Origin of the sequence: Pseudoalteromonas luteoviolacea H33-S (genome assembly GCF_001625695.1) — a bacterium.
In the GTDB taxonomy this organism is placed as follows: Bacteria; Pseudomonadota; Gammaproteobacteria; order Enterobacterales; family Alteromonadaceae; genus Pseudoalteromonas; species Pseudoalteromonas luteoviolacea_B.
Genome location: NZ_AUXY01000071.1, coordinates 184,525 through 202,813 on the forward strand (window position 1 = coordinate 184,525; position 18,289 = coordinate 202,813).

The 18,289-nt window shown below is 42.2% G+C and carries 16 protein-coding genes and 1 tRNA gene; 8 read left to right on the forward strand and 9 right to left on the reverse strand.

Translation table 11 applies throughout. The features are described from left to right. Positions 1-31 precede the first annotated feature (31 nt). Together N477_RS12350 and N477_RS12355 are read left to right on the forward strand one after the other, a co-directional pair. Positions 32-310 (forward strand): hypothetical protein, encoded by a 279-nt coding sequence (locus N477_RS12350; RefSeq protein ID WP_063362100.1) that lies wholly within the window; start codon positions 32-34, stop codon positions 308-310. Positions 311-349: 39 nt separating this feature from the next. Further along, positions 350-760: a hypothetical protein gene (locus N477_RS12355; RefSeq protein WP_063362099.1), complete on the forward strand. Its 411-nt coding sequence runs from the start codon at positions 350-352 to the stop codon at positions 758-760. A gap of 84 nt (positions 761-844) precedes the next feature. On the opposite strand, the gene N477_RS12360 is transcribed toward N477_RS12355, so the two are convergent. Continuing rightward, positions 845-1,102 carry a hypothetical protein gene (locus tag N477_RS12360; RefSeq protein WP_063362098.1) on the reverse strand — a complete coding sequence of 86 codons (258 nt, stop codon included), beginning with the start codon at positions 1,100-1,102 and terminating at the stop codon, positions 845-847. 229 nt (positions 1,103-1,331) lie between these two features. Between N477_RS12360 and N477_RS12365 the strand changes: the two genes are divergently transcribed. Then, entirely contained in the window at positions 1,332-1,835 is a 504-nt protein-coding gene (locus N477_RS12365; protein ID WP_063362097.1) for a YfbU family protein, read from the forward strand. On the opposite strand, the gene N477_RS12370 is transcribed toward N477_RS12365, so the two are convergent. The 3 genes from N477_RS12370 to N477_RS12380 all read right to left on the reverse strand — a co-directional run bounded on the left by N477_RS12370 (position 1,832) and on the right by N477_RS12380 (position 3,797). Beyond that, positions 1,832-3,088, reverse strand: a complete 1,257-nt coding sequence (locus tag N477_RS12370; RefSeq protein ID WP_063362096.1) for a Y-family DNA polymerase — start codon at positions 3,086-3,088, stop codon at positions 1,832-1,834. The two genes, N477_RS12365 and N477_RS12370, sit on opposite strands and share 4 nt — an antisense overlap. Beyond that, positions 3,076-3,489 (reverse strand): LexA family protein, encoded by a 414-nt coding sequence (locus tag N477_RS12375; protein ID WP_063362095.1) that lies wholly within the window; start codon positions 3,487-3,489, stop codon positions 3,076-3,078. The genes N477_RS12370 and N477_RS12375 overlap by 13 nt, the downstream gene beginning before the upstream one ends. Before the next feature lie 231 nt (positions 3,490-3,720). Continuing rightward, positions 3,721-3,797: transfer RNA gene (locus N477_RS12380), tRNA-Pro, on the reverse strand. Positions 3,798-4,126: 329 nt separating this feature from the next. On the opposite strand from N477_RS12380, the gene N477_RS12385 reads away from it, so the two are divergent. Next, positions 4,127-5,512 carry a fibrinogen-like YCDxxxxGGGW domain-containing protein gene (locus N477_RS12385; RefSeq protein ID WP_063362094.1) on the forward strand — a complete coding sequence of 462 codons (1,386 nt, stop codon included), beginning with the start codon at positions 4,127-4,129 and terminating at the stop codon, positions 5,510-5,512. Between the two features lie 58 nt (positions 5,513-5,570). On the opposite strand, the gene N477_RS12390 is transcribed toward N477_RS12385, so the two are convergent. The 5 genes from N477_RS12390 to N477_RS12410 all read right to left on the reverse strand — a co-directional run bounded on the left by N477_RS12390 (position 5,571) and on the right by N477_RS12410 (position 12,157). Then, entirely contained in the window at positions 5,571-6,068 is a 498-nt protein-coding gene (locus N477_RS12390; protein ID WP_063362093.1) for a DUF6702 family protein, read from the reverse strand. After that, positions 6,061-8,520, reverse strand: a complete 2,460-nt coding sequence (locus tag N477_RS12395; protein WP_063362092.1) for a M1 family metallopeptidase — start codon at positions 8,518-8,520, stop codon at positions 6,061-6,063. The genes N477_RS12390 and N477_RS12395 overlap by 8 nt, the downstream gene beginning before the upstream one ends. Positions 8,521-8,646: 126 nt before the next feature. After that, positions 8,647-9,657, reverse strand: a complete 1,011-nt coding sequence (locus N477_RS12400; protein ID WP_063362091.1) for a CobW family GTP-binding protein — start codon at positions 9,655-9,657, stop codon at positions 8,647-8,649. A 215-nt stretch (positions 9,658-9,872) separates the two neighbouring features. After that, positions 9,873-11,288 carry an alanine/glycine:cation symporter family protein gene (locus tag N477_RS12405; RefSeq protein ID WP_063362090.1) on the reverse strand — a complete coding sequence of 472 codons (1,416 nt, stop codon included), beginning with the start codon at positions 11,286-11,288 and terminating at the stop codon, positions 9,873-9,875. A 146-nt stretch (positions 11,289-11,434) separates the two neighbouring features. Continuing rightward, positions 11,435-12,157, reverse strand: coding sequence for a metal-dependent hydrolase (locus N477_RS12410; protein WP_063362089.1), 723 nt, complete (start codon positions 12,155-12,157; stop codon positions 11,435-11,437). A 243-nt stretch (positions 12,158-12,400) separates the two neighbouring features. On the opposite strand from N477_RS12410, the gene N477_RS12415 reads away from it, so the two are divergent. From N477_RS12415 to N477_RS12430, 4 genes are all read left to right on the forward strand, one after another. After that, positions 12,401-13,876 carry a hypothetical protein gene (locus N477_RS12415; RefSeq protein ID WP_063379447.1) on the forward strand — a complete coding sequence of 492 codons (1,476 nt, stop codon included), beginning with the start codon at positions 12,401-12,403 and terminating at the stop codon, positions 13,874-13,876. Positions 13,877-14,036: 160 nt separating this feature from the next. Next, the gene (locus tag N477_RS12420; protein WP_063362087.1) at positions 14,037-14,351 is read left to right on the forward strand and encodes a hypothetical protein; all 315 of its coding nucleotides are present in this window, start codon (positions 14,037-14,039) and stop codon (positions 14,349-14,351) included. Between the two features lie 284 nt (positions 14,352-14,635). Beyond that, positions 14,636-17,428, forward strand: a complete 2,793-nt coding sequence (locus tag N477_RS12425) for a collagenase (RefSeq protein ID WP_155731881.1) — start codon at positions 14,636-14,638, stop codon at positions 17,426-17,428. Between the two features lie 78 nt (positions 17,429-17,506). After that, entirely contained in the window at positions 17,507-18,262 is a 756-nt protein-coding gene (locus N477_RS12430) for a transporter substrate-binding domain-containing protein (protein WP_063362085.1), read from the forward strand. The last annotated feature ends 27 nt before the right edge of the window (positions 18,263-18,289 follow it).

An 18,289-nucleotide genomic window follows, 5' to 3' on the forward strand; every position in this document is an offset into this window, starting at 1 on the left:
ACTCTATGATTCGAGCAATAATAGGAAGCGTATGGCGAGCGAAATGCCAAAAAAGAAAGAGACAGACAGGCGACACATAGAAGCTGGGCTATCTGTATTGACGAGCTTAAAAGGTGATGCTGGTAACAGGGTTTTATTTCGTCAGGTTTATGGGCGTGAACCTGATAGTCAGAGTGAGTTAAACACCTTTAGCAATAGGCTGCAGCCGGGCAGAGGAAATCCGGGTTTAGATTTTCTCGGTAAATTTGTGGAAGCTTATCCAGAGCTTGCAAAAATGTCCCTTGGTGAATTTTTTAGGGTTAAGGAATAGGGGTATAATGATCCTATTTGAGAGAAGGTTGGAGGGTGTGTGGATATTCTTTCGTTAGCAATAGGGTTTGTTGTTGGTGGGTTTACCGGTGCTGCTGGCACCTTTTACGGAAATAAGTATACAGATCAGCGTAGACAAAAAGAGAGTGAAAAAAAAGCAGTTGAGCAATGGGAAGGTTTAAAAGAAAAATTCCCAGAGATCATTCGGGAAATGATAGAAGACGTTCAAAATCCAATATTTGCTGGAGCGCGCACTTTTTTCGTATTAGAAAGTAATTATCAGATTTCTACAGATGAACCATGTTTTATTTATCACCCTGATAAGCACCCAGAGCTTCTCGCAGCACTTCGGTATATGGAGGATTTAGGATATATAAAGGATATTACTCCGAAGAACTGTCCTAAATATAGATTTTACGAACATTTTTATGATTTGCTAAAGGATAGCTAAATAACTTAAAGGCCGCTATAGGCGGCTTTTAAGTTTCAAATTAATCTACAAGCAATTAGCTATATTAGCTCATGTAGAATTCTTCTAAATGGGGACGATCCTGACATCTAGATAGCGGCCATCGCTATTTAGCTTGATCTCACTAATAAACCCTTCCAAGTTTTGAAAATGAGCACGCACAATATCCCTAAAATATTCAGCTTGCGGAGTATTGTAAAGCTCTTTATCAAGTGAATATCCACCTTGCGTCAATCGTCCATAGACTTTTATGTGCTCGCCATATTTTGCGATTGCCTCTTGTGCCTTGCTCTCTACGAATACCTTTTGCTCAGGCGTTAACATGATAATCTCCTTTCGTGAGTGTTCAACTTCAATGTAGCGTATATTGTGATAACTTTAGCTCGATTGGCAAGTGAAGGAAACGAAGGTTTTAGGTTAGCTCCCTTTAGACAATGCGATAAGCCACTTCTATTAGATTGATTTATATCAATAGCCTTTCACTCTTGTTTGCTTTTTGACAGTTGTGTGCCTAACTAGTGTTTAAGATAACGGAAAACACTAAGGACAATTAATGAATCTTAGCCAACAAGAGAGACTTCAGTTGATCAATCAATTTGAGATTTTGTCTATTCAAAATGAGAATGATGCCAGCCACTACCAAGAACTAATAAAGATTTTACAGTCAGGCTATACAATTTTTTACAATCAAGTATTTCAGCACTTGTCAGAAGAAATGAGTGAGGAGTCATGTCAGCTGGTTTTGAACATATTGGATTTATATAGAGCGATTGAAGATACAAGAGCAAGAACCGCCTGTAAGGAATTGGATGATCATCACAGATCAACTTTTCTAGGGTTTGATGGAAACGGTGAAACTGAATATATGTGCTTCGCTCGATTTTTGGTTGTAGAGCAAGGTAAGTTTCGCGAGCAGGAACAGTATCTACAGAAAAATGACAATATGAATAGCCATATGCCAATGATAGAAATATACCGAAGAATGCTGATTGAGGCCGGAAACTATAACATCTGGCAAATGAGCGCTGAAGATGCACTAAACATATTAAATGCCTAGCATTTGATCACTGGAATATCCGACCACCTTGTCGTATAGCGTGGAGATAAAAACTCTCTACGCATTTCCCAGCCTTTAGTTTGCAACTCAGACCCTATACGGGCAGCAGTAGAGCCGTATCTGTTGTTTATCTCGTCTAGGCATCGCATAAGCTCCGGCTTATCTTGTGATTGATTAAACATATCAGATTGCTGAAATACATCGTCTTCTAGCTCAATAGCACCTACGCCGGCTTTATAGTATCGAACACCAGGCTTATACAATTGACTAAAGATACTCTCAACTGCATTAGCAAATACGGTTGCATCATTGGATGAAACGGGAAGCTCTTTAATAAATGACTTTTTGAAATAGTCATTTTCATGCGGCGAACTGTGCGCAAATATTACTATGCGTTTAGCCAATGAGTTTTGCTTTCGCAACTTTTTGGTCACGATAGAGCAGTGCGAAGCGAGTGAAGCTTTAAGGGAAAATGGATCTGTAACACGTTCGCCAAAGCTGCGGGTACTATAAACTTCTTTCTTCCTCTGTTTTACTTCATCCCACAATAAACATTCTTCACCATTTAGCTCTGTAATAGTGCGCTCGAGCACAACGCTGAATTGTTGCCGCATCAATCGAGGGTTTTGCTTTGCTAAGTCGAGCGCTGTTTCGACGCCGAATAGCTGCAGTTTCTTTGTTAATCTGCGGCCAACTCCCCACACATCACCGACACCCATTTTCGACAGTATCTGCCTACGACTTTGCTCTTTATCGATCACAGCCACACCAGTAGCGTTAGGGAATTTTTTAGCTGCGTGGTTTGCGGCTTTTGCTAGCGTTGGAGTAGGGCCAAAACCCACCCCAACAGGTAGTTTTGTTTTGCGCCAAACTGAACGCCTTATTAAATGCCCATAGTCATACCACGATGAAACCACATCACTATAGCCGTCGAATTTTAGAAACGACTCATCGATAGAGTAGATATAGTGGATGTCGCTAAACTGATTAATGACGTTCATCATTTTATCTGACAAATCAGCATACAGCTCATAGTTCGACGACTTAATAACTACACCATTCTTTTGCAGAATGTCCTTCAATTTAAAGTACGGTTCGAACTTTGGAATACCTAAACGTCGGGCTTCAGGTGATGCAGCAACAATGCACCCGTCATTGTTTGATAGGACCACAACGGGCTTTTTGCGAATACTCGGGTCAAAGACTTTTTCAGCAGAAGCATAAAAGGCGGTTGCATCTACTAGTGCATACATTTAGTTAATACCGAATTGCTGCGATGCATGCGAACTGAACCAATGACAACACCTTCTAATTGAAAGTTGTCATCATCACTAATTCTAACGGGAGAATAAATAGGCGAAGCAGAGCGCAACAAACGATTCTCAACGTCTAATAATTTACAAACAAACTCGTTATTAAAATTCGCAACTATCACGTCATTTTGTTGCGGTTGCACGGCTCTATCTACTACAAGCAAATCTCCGTCGAATATTCCCACGCCTTGCATCGAATCACCGGACGCCAAGCCAATGAACGTTGCATTAGGGTGTTGCACTAATAATTGATCTAAAGACAGTCCTAGTTCTCGGTATTCTGCTGCGGGAGACTCAAATCCTGTGATCCCAGCTTGTGCCTTTATGGGTATTACTTTCATACGTTAACCTATACTGTTCATATGTACAGTATAGTTGCTGTAAACGTGTTGGCACAAGTAAAAATATTACTATTGTGACTTTATAAGGAGGCTGAAAATGATATGAATCAGGATAATAATGAACAGATAAAAACTACTGTATAATGGGACGGTAATGGGGCATTAATGGGGCGGTGTAAATTAGAAAGAGGAAGAAAAAGGGTGTATCTCAATGATTTATAAGATAAAAGTTGGTCGGCATAGCAGGATTTGAACCTGCGACCCCTGACACCCCATGACAGTGCGCTACCAAGCTGCGCTATATGCCGACTTGGTTGTCACTATAATGATTTTATTTTAAAAGGCAATAACTAATTGGTTTGTTTGGACATTAAATGGTCATAAAGCGGTTTTTGCATGCTGAGAGCTGTGTTTTACCCTGTTAAATTGGGCTAATTAGGTGTTTTTTGCTTAGTGTTTGTCGTACTTATGAATACGGTAACTGGGGCGTATTTATTTAAATATAATATTTTTAATATATTGATTTAACTTAATAAAATGACTTTTTCGTATGTCAAAAAGGGACGTGGTTTGTTAGCATAATCGCGATGGTTGCAATGATGCGACCTCATACCTAGTAAAACATAAGGAAAAGTAAATGTTTAAACTTGCTCTATTGTCAGCAGCAGTATTCGCTGCAAGTTCTGCAAACGCTGCTGTTTTGGTTGAAAATACAGTCAGTCATAATGGTGTGCTTGTGCCAGCAACGTCCAATGAGGTGGTTGTAACAGGTGTTGCCAGCAATTTACATGCAGATCCAGGTGCTGTTTCACTGAAAAAGAACCCTGACGGCTCGTTTAGCTTAAGTTATAAAGAGTGGGAGTATTTAGATGGTACGCATACCAACGAAACCATCTCGACGCTTACATTAGGGGCTGGTATCCACACTATGGCGGATGGGTCAATCTGGGAAGTGGGCGTACTTGATATGAGTACTGCGAGCCAAACGTTTGAATTTTCTCAGCAGTACGATCAAGTACCCTATTTATTTCTAAGCCCGCAATCTGATAACAGTGGTTTTGCATACGTTGCCAGAGCCAATAATGTTAACCAGATCGGTTTTAACGCTAAAATTCAATATCAAGAATTACAAACAACTGGAAATACTCGAGTTTCACAAAAAGTTGCTTATTTGGCTGTGTATGCGCCTAGCAAAACGGGTCAATTGGACTCAGGACAAACTTACAACTTAAACCAAGCTAAAGTTAACGAGCAGACAATTAAGTTTGAAAACCATGAGCTGTTTTTACAAGAAGAACAGTCAAAAGATGCTGAGCTCACTCATATACATGAAGTGATCAACATGCTAGATATTGACGGACACCTATTTGCTCAAGATATTACGTTGCATGGTAATGACACCGCGACAATTAGAGCTAACAAACAAGTGCAACCTAATATTGGCAACAGCAGTTGTAAGGCTGTATTAGAGAACGATCCAAGTGCATTGTCAGGGTTTTATACATTAGATCCGGATGGTGTGGGCGGTTTGGCTGAATTTACTACTTTCTGTGATATGGAAAATCAAGGCGGTGGCTGGACATTAATGGCCATTCGTTATGTGCCGGGTAAAGAGTACAGCAGTGCAAACAATTACGCGTCACATTATACCGAGACGCAAAATATCACTTCGTTTGTGGATAATTTCCATTTGACTGATCCTCAGTGGTTCCACTTTAAGAACAATAGCCAAGAAATGATGATGACGATGCGTGATGCTGGCTATTATTCTATTGCAGATATGGATAAATTAAAGACCGCGCGTTGTATCCCGTTACAAGACACGCTTGGCCTAAACCATGGCATGACAGGGTATAGCGTATTCAGACTATTCTGGGATGAAATAGAAGGCTGTGATGGTAAGGGCTCTGATTATTCTATGCTGAACTATGCTGATATCTATAACTACAGCGGTGGTTTCTTCAAAAGCGGTAATGTGACGAGTAAAATCACTAACGGCACAACATACATCTTTGTAAGATAAAATATAAAGGGAGCTTTCCATTAGGCAGCTCCCTGATTGTCATTAGGTGTTTTCAGGCCTAAAACTTGGTCACGAGCCACTTATCATTGCGGCTAAAGTACAAGGTGCGTACCTTGCCTTTGCCTTCCACGTTGACCATATTGATCTGTGCAGGCCAAAGGTCTCTCAGTGAGCCGTTATACATTTTTAAGCCTTGTACTTCCTTGGGTAGAGTTGTTTCTTGATAAACCCAAAAAAACTTACCTTCAACTTCAAAACCTACATTGGTTAATTCGACTGACTGGTCATTCAGTGCTTTCAACTGAAAGTGCTTCGCGACGTAATCTGCAAATTGTTGTTGGGTTGCTTTTGAATTAAGGATATCGGCTTTTTTATCAAATAAAGACTGGACCGCATGCTCAGTATCGTGCAGATAAAAGCGATGCATGATCTCTAATTGGCCTGAGTTTTTATTGAATAAAACCGTGGTTTCAGCTGCTTTTTGTTGATGTGCAAAAACCACAGCGCTGAGCAATAAAGTCAGTGTAATGATGAAATAATTTAGGTAGTTAGTCATTACTCACTTCCTTTTTATCACTTTTAAGCTCTGTTTTGATATCTTGCATGATGTCGCGTTTGACCTTGATTTTACTCTTGGCTTTTTTATACGCTTCAACACGAGAAGGAATGATACGGCGTGGATAGTGGTTGTTTTCTACATCCACATCGGCCGTTTCCCAACCAGGGTCGACAACCACGTTGGTCAGTACTTTATCTTTGTCGGTGACGATTAGCTTGCGAACGTGCTTAGGCGTTCTGCGCCAGATCTCAGCAGGGATATATTGGCTCTCTTTACTACCATCTTCATAGGTTAGCTCGAGCAAAATCGGCATCACTAAACCGCCAATATTCGAAAACTCCAGTACATAATAGTTTTTGTCTTCTTCTAGTGCGCGGGCAAGTGTTTTACGCTCCCAAGGCTTAAGAGATTCCAAGAACTCTTTGTATTCGTTGCGCTCTTTATTGGTGACGGTGAATCTGTCATTGTCATCATAAAAGTCTTTAATATTTGGGTTGAGCTCTACCCACAGCTTTTTGCCTTCGGCTTTGTTGCGTTCAACAAATAATGAAGAAGGCTTATCTTGTTCAAACTGACGCTGACGCGAAAAATCGATGTCAGGATCATAAGTATCTAAGCGCATCTGATAAACTTTATCGATGGAGATATCGACATGATCGGTGGAGTAGAACCAACCGCGCCAGAACCAGTCTAGGTCAACACCTGAGGCTTCTTCCATGGTACGGAAAAAGTCAGATGGGGTAGGGCGTTTAAATCGCCACCGCTCTGAGAACTCTTTAAATGCAAAATCAAACAGCTCACGACCGAGGATCACTTCACGCAAAATGTTCAATGCGGCAGCGGGCTTAGTGTAGGCATTGGGGCCTAAATTCAAGACGCTATCAGATTGCGTCATGATTGGTACCTGATTTTCAGATTTCATGTAGCCGACAATGTCTCTTGGCTCAACACCCCAAGGAATGTTTGGATCCCATTCGCGCCCTGCTACGCCATCTAAAAAGCTGTTTAAGCCCTCATCCATCCATGTCCACTGGCGCTCATCAGAGTTAACTATCATCGGAAAATAAATATGCCCGACCTCATGGATCACTACGCCAATTAAAAAGCGTTTTTCTGCTTGAGAATAGGTACGTGTCCCATCGTCTTGCAGCTCGGTGCGTGGACCATTGAAGGTGATCATGGGGTATTCCATGCCTCCGACAGGGCCATTGACTGATTGTGCAGTTGGGTAGGGGTAATCGAAAGAAAAGCGTGAATAGACTTCCATGGTGTGGATCACAGACTCAGTTGAGTACTTTTTCCACAGGGCGCCGCCTTCTTTTGGGTAGAAAGACATGGCCATAACCAATGGCATCTCTTCACCGCCTTGCTGGTAGCCGCGTGCATCCCACATGAATTTACGCGATGACGCCCATGCGAAATCACGGACGTTTTCTGCTTTAAACTTCCAAGTTTTACGCTTGTTTGTGCCCGCTTTTTCGTTTTCAAGCGCTTCTTCTTCGGTAACGATAAAGACTGGGCGTTTGGCCGTTTTGGCAGCTTTTAAACGATTACGCTGGGTTTTGCTTAACACGTCTTTTGGGTTGGTTAATACACCCGTGGCACTGACAATATGGTCGGCAGGCACATCGATTTCAACTTCATAATCTCCGAACTCTAACGTGAATTCACCACGGCCTAAAAACTCTTTGTTAGTCCATGCTTCATAGTCTGTGTAAGCATGGAGTCTTGGGAACCACTGCGCTAACAAGAATATATCGTTACCGCCTGGACGCGGATCATCAGCAAAGTGCTCATATCCTGAGCGGGCAGATACAGCGTCTTCTTCTACGATGTTAAATGCAAAATCAATGGCAAATTTAACCGAGTCACCTGATTTCAGTGGCTTAGGTAAGTCTATTCGCATTTGTGTGCCGACGATGGTAAAGCTGAGTTTCTTGCCACGATGATCCGTGACTGCGCTTATTTCATAGCCTAGTTCATTGTCCGTCATAAACTGTTGGCGTCTGAGCTCACCTAAGCTGATTTTTGCTGGCTTATTTTCATCACCGTGCTCGGTGTAAGGGCCTCGGCGACCAACGCCACCAAAGTTGTTTGCCATATTGGCAATGGAGTCATCTTTAAAGATATTCTGATCGAGCTGCACCCAAAGGTACTTTAAACGATAAGGGGAGTTGTTGTGGTAGGTGATTTTTTCATGACCTGTCAATCGGCGTTTTTGCTCATCAAGTGAGACCTTGATCTTATAATCTACCTTTTGTTGCCAGTATTGTTGCCCTGGCTCCCCCGCAGCATTGCGATACACGTTTGGTGTTGGCAACACTTCGTCTAATTGTCGGAACTTGTCTTCAAAGTTCCCTTTCGTTTGATTTATTGCGGATGCATTGGTAACGCTTGAAAATACCAGCGTTGCAAATGCGGCAATGAGTATTGATGTGTTTGTTTTCATTTTATTTTCTTTCTTTGGTTCGCTTATTAAAGCTGTTTTACAGCTGGTTTTTATGGATGCTTGTAACCTCCTCCTTTGTTTAAAGTTTTGTTGAAATTAATCTAATAAATTATTGTCAGTAAGTGTTTATTGATGGGCTACTAAACAAGTAAGCAGAGTAGCTTCAAGGTCTGGGCTTAGGTTTTCACCAATGATCTCAATGCGGCTTTCAATACATTCGTCTAGTTCTATTTCTGTGGTGCCATCGGCTGTTTTGTTGTAGCCAAAAATGCCATCCATGGTGATAAACACCGCCTTTAAACGTTCCGCGTCGACACTGGTGACAAATACTCTCAGCTTATCCCGGTCAAATACTTGCTCGGGGGCAAAACGCCAGCCCACACTGACAAAGCCTTCTCCTTCATTTTGAGCTTTTAGAAAGCCATCTTCAGGGAAAGGCTCTGCGTTAATGTCTCTTGCGGGATCGGCATCATGGTGATGATGGTGATGACAAGGCGGTTTTGCGTTATTGATTGTTTTGCCGCTAAGCCACTGGGGGCTGAGTTGTCCGTGTGAGCAAAACTCTAATTGCTTACTATCAAACCCTTTTTCGGCCAAAAATAGCTCAAGCTGTGTTTTTTGAGTGCCCTGATATAAATCTAGCTTATTGCCAACCACGACATCAGCGATGGCGATTTGCTGATTAAATGTGGCATGCTCTGTGTAGCGGGTATCAGTAAGATTTCGTGCATCGACTAGGGTGATGACTTTTTCAAGGCTAAGTAGTTGCTGGTAATATTGATTTGATAATAATTGCAGTACTTCTAAGGGATGTCCAAGCCCTGTGGGTTCAATGAGTAAGCGGTGCGGCTTAGCTTCACTGAGTAGTTGATTGAGTGCAATTTGCATTGGCAAGCCAGATGCGCAGCACATACACCCACCGGGTACTTCGCGAATATATACTTGTTCGTCTTTTTTGCCGCTGAGTAAATTACCATCAATGCCAATCTCACCAAACTCATTGACTAAGATAGCCCATCTTTCATCCTCAGGCTTTTGCGCAAGTAGGTGCTTAATTGCGGAGGTCTTACCAACCCCTAAAAAGCCGGTGATGATGTTAGTTGGAATAGCCGAGATCGGCTGATTATCACTTTGCATTACATACTCCAATTTTTCACACTTGTGTGACGGTTGCCGCGCATTATATTTGAAATGTTATACCATAACAATTGTTGTCTTTCTAAGAATGGTGTTCATCCTGTTGTTAATGGTCTCTTAATATAAGTTAGTGGATTTAATGGCTTTGAATGACAAGGAGAACAAAAAAAGCGGCAGATTAACTGCCGCTTTTTTAGATAAAGGTGAGTGGTAATTTACTTGCGCCAAATACCTTTAGGAAGCGTTTTTGCTATTTCAGGTCGGCTGCTTGGGTCAAACTTAGGTGTTTTACCTTCTTTAAGCTGGGCTTTGTAGTCTTTGGCAAGCCAGATCACAATCCCCGACAACATGAATAACGCAGCAACGTTCACAATGGCCATCATACCCATTGAGATGTCAGCCAGTGTCCAAATCAGACCAAGCTCACCCACAGCACCAAACATTACCATGCCTAATACGCACAGACGGAATACCATCATGGCAGTCTTGTTTTCTTGCAAGAACATTAGGTTTGTCTCAGCGTAGCTGTAGTTCGCCACAATCGATGTGAATGCGAAGAAGAAAATAGCAACGGCAATGAAGATTGCACCCCATTGACCAACATGTTCTACAAGGGCGGCCTGTGTTAATGCAATACCGGTCACACCTGATTCAGGCACCAGCTGGTTTGATAATAAAACTAGGGCTGCAGTTGCACTACAGATCACAATGGTATCGACAAATACACCGAGCATTTGTACATAACCCTGTGATGCAGGGTGGTTTGGGTTGGGTGTTGCACTGGCTGCTGCATTTGCTGCACTACCCATACCGGCTTCGTTCGAGAACAAGCCGCGTTTAATACCTTGGATCATCGCCTGCATAACGGCATAGCCTACTGCACCGCCAGCTGCTTGCTCTAAACCGAATGCGCTGTTAATCACCTGCATGAATACATCTGGTAGTAGCTCAAAGTTGCTAAAACAGACGTACAGTGCAACTAACAGGTAAGCTAATGCCATGAATGGTACAACGAGCTCTGCAAAGCGTGCGATGGTTTTCAGACCACCAAAAATGATGAACGCAGAACCAATAACAAGCACAATGCCCATTACATATTTAGGTACATCAAATGCCACTTCAAATGCTGCCGCAATGGAATTTGATTGTACTGCATTGAATACTAGGCCAAAAGCAAGGATAAGACAGAGTGAGAATAATATCCCCATCCAGCGCTTGTTCAAACCATACTGCATGTAATAAGCTGGCCCGCCTCGGTAGTTACCATCTTCATCTTTTACTTTATAAAGCTGAGCGAGTGCGCTTTCTGCGAAACTGGTAGCCATACCAATTAAGGCGATAAGCCACATCCAGAAAATAGCACCTGCACCACCTAAATAAAGGGCGACCGCCACACCGGCCATATTACCAGTGCCAACACGTGCTGCGAGTGAGGTACAAAATGCCTGAAATGAAGAGATACCTTCACCGGCGCCGCTTCGGCTATTGGCCATGACTTTGACCATATGCGGGAATTGAGCAAATTGAATAAACCCAAGTCGGATTGTAAAGAAAACACCGGCTGCGATCAGGAGGTATATAAGAATATGTCCCCACAACAGGCCGCTGATTTGATTAAAAAACTCAGCCATCGGATATCCTTTAATTTAAGGTAACGAATAATTTTGAGCGCGTAACTTACCACAACTTGGCATCTATACGAAATTACTGCGTCGAATTCAATTGTACAGTATTGTTTGCATAGCGTGTGTTTACAAAGCTTAGGCGTCAATTCATCTTATGAAATTAAGCTTTGCCAAGAGAGGTTGTCTAAATCAGGTAAAAAGTTCAGAGACTGTAATTTGTCGTGCCAATTCATTACTAAATAAGAGATATCGTCAAAGTAAGGCATTGCGAAATATAGGCACATAGCTGTTATCCCTAGTTGGGATATAGAAGTTAAAGGGTATCTTAAATCAATGAGTTTCATCGCTGTGCCAAAGGAAGCTTTGAGCTCTTTGTTGTCTATATCGACGCTGTAACACTCATCTAGGATTAAATGCGTCATTGCACCGACAAACACAAATAAACAGCAAAGTGCAGTGATGTGTAAGCTCATACCAAGCAAAATGGTGCCATGAAATGTGAGCAAGCAAAACATAATGACCGCCGAGATTGAGTGTAACGTGGCGCGATGTACTGTAAAGTGCTCAAAAATAGGCTTAATCACATACATAAAGCCAGCATAGATCAGTGCGCCAATGAGCCAGGTCTCGATAACTGAATTAAATTGGTAATTCAGCAGTAAAATACCCGCCACCAGAATGGCAAAAATACTAAACAGGCTATTGAGCGATTTAGATTTATCTGAGTCAAGATCAGGTAATAACCCAGCTAATGCGCCAACGATGAATAATCCAAGCGCTTGAAAGCCATTTACCTCTGCGATGCTCAATAGCAGTGAACTGAGCGTCGCGCTGACAATAGTGGACGCTTTTAAATGTGTAGAGAAATTCGCCATAGTACTTCCAAGTAGCTGAATAAATTAAGTAATACTGGATTAATACACTTGGTTGCTAGTGTACATGAAAAACCAAGACAAGCACATTGCTACATGTTAAGCCCGTTATTTATGGAGAATAAGCGCAGCTGTAATATGGTGTAATGTTCTTTATTTAACCAGTTGGCTAGCCTTAGACAGTTAACACGATTAATGAACTTGTTTCGTTGAGCTTTCCTTGACTGGCTTAGGAGTGATCTTTTTATGCACTTTCTTAATCCCATGCTGCAAAATCACCCAATGGAAAGCGCGTTTATTCAAACTTGGCTTAATCGACTGGCAGATAAATATAGCTCTAATGTATTTTCAAACTTCAGTAGTGGCTCGGCCAGTGCGAATACTGAAATGTTTATCGATGTGTACGATAGCCGTTATGAAGGCGCTATCTATCGAGACTTCTTAAACTCAGATTCTAAAGTGCAGGCGCTATCAATTTGCAATGGCCAACTACTCAACATAGGTACATTTGACGTGGTCTATCAGGATGTGAAAAGGCGTCCAAACATGCTAAGAGTGCATAGCTTGCAAGAGGGAGAAGTGATCACGCCAAGCTGTGTTACTGTGCACAGCTATCTTGTAGAGTCCGCATTGTGTCGTGGCTACGCAGATGTTGGTTTATTTGGCTTATGTGGCAGTGCTAAGCGTGTGATGCACGATTACAATTTATCCTATGTGTTTAATACATTGGATTATTTGAACAGCAGCTTGGATAAAGGTGATTGCCTTTTTTGTTTTGGGTTAGATCCCTATCTACTTAATTGGGGCAAACCCCTAAGTGCTTTAAATGTTTCTGCACTGGATGAGTTGGCCTTATCCCGTCCCGTTTGTATTGTAAGTAATAACTTTTCGATGGCGTTTGTTAATAGTGCGCTGTTAGAAAAAATTAAACAAAGTGCCATTGGCAGATCGCCTGCGTTTAGTGGGTTTATCGAGTCGATTAAGACTTTAGGTTATGTTGATGCAGAAGGCATGTCTATTTTACCTTGGGCGTTTAGTGATAAGGAGCTATTGGGGCAGCTCGGTACGCTACCAACTACATTTGATACGATTGTAAATCAGGGTAAAAAACGTGGGATCAGCCATTTTGAGGTGGCTTTGCAAAGCCACTTTGTAGAGTTATTGTTTGATAACCTTATTCAAAGTACTTCTGACAAACATCGTTTTTCTACTTATCACACCTATCAAACACACATAGACGATCTAGCACGGGTAGATCACTGCGAGGTGATGAAAATATCTCAATTAGAGCGGCTTGATGAAAAGGTGTCTGTAGCCATTGCTATTGGCCGATTGGCAACATGCGGATATAAATGGGTTCACGACTATCACTATGAAGAGTTATTTGTGCCTTGCAATCGCATTTTACACAACGGCAGCAATTTATGTCTGCACAGTGATTTTCCGCGAGAGCCTTTGTGCCCATTACGGTTAGCCGAAATTGCCACTGAGCGTGATATTGAAGCCATGCCTAAAAACTACTCTTGCGATGAGCGTACATTAGACCCAGGGCAATGCCTCACACGTTTACACGCATTGGCAGCGATCACGCACGGTGCTGCACGCCATGCAAAAGTAGCGAGTTTTAACCAACTTGGTGGTGCTGCACATTATATGAAGTTAGAGCATGACCCGCTTATCGACAGTGCGCGTTGGCGAGATATAAAAGCGGCCTTACTATGAACATCAATTTAAAGTGTAGATATAGGAAACATTTAGAAACGATTTGTATCTAATTCGTGACGGATCTTAAATATAAAAGCTGCTTTAATCAGTGGGTGTAATGGAGTGTAATAATTTCATATGTCACAATAAAGTTAAGTTTCAGCATTAAGGCACTGGCATGATCGCAACTATATTTAAATCATTATTTTTTAAAGCGCTGAAAAATGAAGCAAGCAGAAAAATTGCTAAGTCTGTCGTGGAAGGCGCAGTTGATAAAGGCGTTGATTATTTTAAGGCCCGTGGACAAGTCCATATACCTTCCCATGATGAGGCACAAACTCTAGGTTTAATTACTGGATTAAATAATTTAGCGAGCAAGAATTTACCGGATGGCGAGTACCCATTGAGATTGGAAAAACAAACACTGTTAGTGACTATGCGCAATCAAGGGGTGGTGAATATTCAATATGTAAATAAAAATATCTCTGACTAGGCTTTCCAAAACGATCACCGCTTAATGGCTGCTTTGCCTCTTTGACATATTTCGTCCAAAAACTTCTATAACCACCTGCTTTTATTTGCTTTATCTCGCTTTCAAGTGTTAAAGCAATGCTATTCCAATAGGAATAATTCGGTATTTCAAATATCCAAATAAAGAATTTATCCTGCTATTTATGAAATAATATTATATAAAATATATTGTATGCAATATTGCTATCATGTTAAAAAAGTGTGCCCAGTTAGTGGGTTTGGATACACATTTTAAAAGGTAATATTATGAAAATACAATCACTTGCTATAGCGCTACCCTTAGTGGCGTGTAGTTTACAGTCTTTTGCTCATCAAGTTAATGAGCGAGCTTTTAAACCTTTGCAAACATCTCAACTGCAACACCTAAATCACGGTGATGAGCATGGTCAAGCAGTGCATGACAACGCGCCAACTGCACAAAATACTCTGCTCAATCACACGGAGAGTGTTCTTAATTCTGCCCTTATGACAATGAAGACACAGGCTGCTGTCGTACAGTGTGACATTAATTTGTTGGCGCAAGCGAATGATGCGAGCATTGCTGATCTGGTTGTGCAGCAAGGCGCAAGTTGTGTTAATGAATTATTTAGTGCATCGAGTAACCTTCAAATATCCGTATTTACGACAGAAAAAATGCGTGCAGCAGCAATTCGTGCAAAGTCATTGGCGACGAGTTATGACGGCAATGGCAGTGCGGCTTTAGAGGCCTTATTTCTATTTATTCGTGCAGGTTATTATGTGGAGTTTTACAATGACTCTGTGAGCTTTGGTTCGAGCCTAAAACCTGATGTACGTGCCGCCATAGACGAGTTTGTAAAAAGTCCGCATTTTTACACCAACTCGGATGCCCATGGTAAGGTGTTGAAAGAAGTCATCACGTCAATGGACTCTTCCGAAATGCAAGATGTCTATTTGCCAGTTGTTAAAGCATGGCTATCAAAGTGGCAGCAGTCTTACGCGGATAAATGGTATATGCGCAGTGCGGTAAATGGCATTTTTACCATACTGTATCGCGGGCAGTGGAATACGGAGTTTGTGGCTAAGGTGCAATCAGACAGTGAGCTGGTAAACATGCTTGCTGAATTTACAAAGCAAAACTGGATGATTGGCTCAGATGCTGAATACCTGATCATCAACTCTGCCAGTGAGTTAGCGAGATTAAAAACCTATAAAAACGCCCCAATTCAGCCGGCGGTTGATACGGCGTTGAAAGACTTATTTAGCCGTTTTGAAAGCTTTGGTTATGGAGATGGGATCTGGCTCGCTGCGGCAGATGTGGCAACGTATTACGCTGATTGTGACACCTTTGGCATTTGTAATTTTGAACAAACACTGACGCAAAAGGCATTGTCTCAAACACATCAATGTAGTCCAACAATTCGGATCCGTTCACAAAATATGACTGCGCAGCAGCACCTCTCGGCGTGTCAGACTATGGCGCTTGAAGAGACGCGTTTTCATCAAATGCTCGCAACCAACCAAACCCCCGTGGCAGATGACAATAATGCCATGTTACAGGTGAATATTTTTGATAGCAGCAGTGACTATGGCAAATATGCTAAAGCGATTTTTAAGATTGATACCAATAATGGCGGCATGTACTTGGAGGGTGACCCCAGTAAAGTCGGTAATCAGGCTAATTTTATTGCTTATGAGGCAAGCTATGCCAAAGCGGACCACTTTGTTTGGAACCTAGAGCATGAGTATGTACATTACCTTGATGGCCGATTTGATTTATATGGTGACTTTAATGCGCCAACTGAAGCGATTGTTTGGTGGAGTGAAGGGGTTGCCGAGTATGTTGCTAATTTAAATGATAATCAGGCAGCCATCGATACGATTAAAGATGGCAGTACCTATCGTTTGAATGAGATATTTGCGACGACGTATGCAGGCTTTGATCAAGACCGAATTTATCGTTGGGGCTACTTAGCGGTGCGCTTTATGTTTGAACGCCACTTTGAAGAGTTGAAAGTCATGCTTACCCATACCAGAGAAGGAAACTGGTCGGGGTACAAGACAACAGTCGATGATTGGGCACAGCGCTATGACCAGGAGTTTACGCAATGGACATTAGCACTTGCAGGAAGTGACGACAATAAAGCGCCCCTTGCATCTATCAACGGGCCCTACTCAGGCACGATTGGTAATGACATCCAGTTTAGCAGTCAAGGAAGTACAGATCCGGAAGGGCAAGTACTGACTTATTTATGGCAATTTGGTGATGGTGCGCAAAGTACCAGTGCAAATCCGACTCATATCTACAGTGCACAGGGGACTTACACAGTTTCGCTAACCGTGAGCGACCCGCAAGGTGCACAAGCCAGTGTATCGACCTCGGTAGAAGTATCAGAAACGGCCAATAACGTGGTGACCCTGCTTAAAGGGCAGTCTGTCACAGTGACAGCTGAGCAAGATGCATTTAAGTACTTTAAACTCACTTTACCGCCAGGCGCCACTGATTTAGTGATTGCGACGTCAGGTGGTACGGGCGATGCCGACCTGTATGTTAAACAAGGACAAGTACCGACACTGGATAGTTATGATTGTCGTCCGTATGTTGGCGGCAATGCCGAAAGATGTGATATCGCGCAGCCACTAACCGGTGACTATTTCATCATGTTGCGCGGATATAACCGCTTTGAAAATGTAACCTTGGTTGCTGATTTTACACCGCCAGCTTCTACTTTACCTGATCTGTGTGTTACCCAAGGTGGTTTATCTGGCGGCAGGTTAAGTGCGGGCACGCCTGTTTGTTTGGCAGCGAGTCAAACTCCTATGTGGTTTAGCCTAGAGAATGTGCAAGAGCAGGGCAGTATTAGTATTCAAACAGCGCATGGCAGTGGCGACTTAACTTTAGAATACAGTAACCAAGGCTGGCCCAACGACACCAATGTTGAGGCGCGTTCTGCATTGGAAGGAAACAGCGAGTGTATTAATCTGACCGGACAAAGCCAATATTGGGGTTACCTTAAAGTATCTGGTATGCACCAAGGGGCAACAGTGTTAGTTCGGTACAATGAAGGTTATTGCAACTAACTTTATTGTGTAAAACTTGATGACTAAACAGCGACAGGATAAATTATAACTAGAGCTGTTTAGTCATTGTCAGGGTGTATGTTGCTAAAGTTATTTGTACTGGGTGTCTTTGCCCTTTTATCAATGAGTGTGAAAAGTGAGCAGCTAGAGCGCTTAAGTTTGTTTACTTACCATAACAAACCGCCTTATATCGAGAGTTTAGCGGATAAAAAGGGCTTGTACTTTGACATTGTCAATCTGTTAAACGAGTTTCAGCCTAAGCTGCAATATGAGCTGGTGTTTATGAGCAAAGAGCAGATCCGGCAGCAACTTGAACGGAACACGTTAGCAGGTGCCGTATTAGGCGTGAACCCTTTATGGTTTGACGACGTTGATCAGCAAAAGTTTGTCTGGAGTGACCCGCTTTTTTATGACACAGATGAATTTGTCTCCAGCATAAAAAAACCGTTTGATTATCAAAGCCAAGCGTCGCTGCATGGAAAAAAATATGGCGGCGTCGAAGGCTATTATTACCCCAAGTTGGCAGAAGCTGAGCGAAGGGAGAAGCTGACGAGGGTGGATGCTAAAAGTGAGAAAGAGTTACTCGAGCTGATTTTACAGCAAAAGCTCGATTTTGCCGTGGTAAGCCGACCCACCTTTTTTTACTTTGCTAAGAAAAACGGCTGGTGGACCAGCTTGTCTTTGTCACATCAATCCCATCAAAAGTATTATCGGGCGATACTGATCCCAAAAGATAATAAGTACCAATTTGGACCATTGCACGAGACAACGGGATCGCTTCCATTTAAAAAATACATGAAGGAATTAGTGAGCTCGTATCACATCCCTGAATAAAAAAGCTGAATAAAGCTGAATAAAGCG

What these genes read in the sequence shown, in the direction of transcription:
- N477_RS12350 (WP_063362100.1), top strand. Translation starts at nt 32, where the DNA reads ATGGCGAGCGAAATGCCAAAAAAGAAAGAGACAGACAGGCGACACATA.
- N477_RS12370 (WP_063362096.1), bottom strand. Translation starts at nt 3,088, where the DNA reads ATGTATGCACTAGTAGATGCAACCGCCTTTTATGCTTCTGCTGAAAAA.
- N477_RS12405 (WP_063362090.1), bottom strand. Translation starts at nt 11,288, where the DNA reads ATGGCTGAGTTTTTTAATCAAATCAGCGGCCTGTTGTGGGGACATATT.
- N477_RS12430 (WP_063362085.1), top strand. Translation starts at nt 17,507, where the DNA reads ATGTTGCTAAAGTTATTTGTACTGGGTGTCTTTGCCCTTTTATCAATG.
- N477_RS12390 (WP_063362093.1), bottom strand. Translation starts at nt 6,068, where the DNA reads ATGACTAACTACCTAAATTATTTCATCATTACACTGACTTTATTGCTC.
- N477_RS12360 (WP_063362098.1), bottom strand. Translation starts at nt 1,102, where the DNA reads ATGTTAACGCCTGAGCAAAAGGTATTCGTAGAGAGCAAGGCACAAGAG.
- N477_RS12385 (WP_063362094.1), top strand. Translation starts at nt 4,127, where the DNA reads ATGTTTAAACTTGCTCTATTGTCAGCAGCAGTATTCGCTGCAAGTTCT.
- N477_RS12365 (WP_063362097.1), top strand. Translation starts at nt 1,332, where the DNA reads ATGAATCTTAGCCAACAAGAGAGACTTCAGTTGATCAATCAATTTGAG.
- N477_RS12395 (WP_063362092.1), bottom strand. Translation starts at nt 8,520, where the DNA reads ATGAAAACAAACACATCAATACTCATTGCCGCATTTGCAACGCTGGTA.
- N477_RS12410 (WP_063362089.1), bottom strand. Translation starts at nt 12,157, where the DNA reads ATGGCGAATTTCTCTACACATTTAAAAGCGTCCACTATTGTCAGCGCG.
- N477_RS12425 (WP_155731881.1), top strand. Translation starts at nt 14,636, where the DNA reads ATGAAAATACAATCACTTGCTATAGCGCTACCCTTAGTGGCGTGTAGT.
- N477_RS12415 (WP_063379447.1), top strand. Translation starts at nt 12,401, where the DNA reads ATGCACTTTCTTAATCCCATGCTGCAAAATCACCCAATGGAAAGCGCG.
- N477_RS12400 (WP_063362091.1), bottom strand. Translation starts at nt 9,657, where the DNA reads ATGCAAAGTGATAATCAGCCGATCTCGGCTATTCCAACTAACATCATC.
- N477_RS12375 (WP_063362095.1), bottom strand. Translation starts at nt 3,489, where the DNA reads ATGAAAGTAATACCCATAAAGGCACAAGCTGGGATCACAGGATTTGAG.
- N477_RS12420 (WP_063362087.1), top strand. Translation starts at nt 14,037, where the DNA reads ATGATCGCAACTATATTTAAATCATTATTTTTTAAAGCGCTGAAAAAT.